The following is a 422-nucleotide window of genomic DNA, read 5'->3' on the forward strand; positions in this document are numbered from 1 at the left end:
ATTCTAGTTCTAAAGTTGTCAAAGTTCCGAAAGCCAAAAGCGTTGCGCTTGATAACCTTGATGAGGTTGTTAGTAGCCTCCAGTTTTGCATTTGAGTAAGGGAGTTCAAGAGCGTTGATAATTTTATCTTTGTCCTTGAGAAAGGTTTTAAAAACAGTCTGAAAGATAGGATTTATACAAGCAATCCTTTCTTCAATGAGTCCAAAGAAATGCTCAGCTTGTTTCTCTTGAAAANTAGCTTTTCAAGAATCTCTTGATTGGTCAAATGCATGCGAAAAGTTGGGCGATAAAATCGTTTATCGCTGAGTTTCTGACTATCTTGTTGGATGAGTTTCCAGTAGCGTTTGATCGCCCTGTACTCGTGCGATTTTCGATCCAATTGATTCATGATTTGAACACGAACACGACTCATAGCCCGGCTG

The 422-nt window shown here is 39.2% G+C and carries 1 pseudogene; it reads right to left on the bottom strand.

The features are described 5' to 3' along the window. Positions 1-422: pseudogene (locus SSIN_RS00180) on the bottom strand (transposase); the annotation flags it as partial.

Origin of the sequence: Streptococcus sinensis (genome assembly GCF_000767835.1) — a bacterium.
GTDB lineage: Bacteria > Bacillota > Bacilli > Lactobacillales > Streptococcaceae > Streptococcus > Streptococcus sinensis.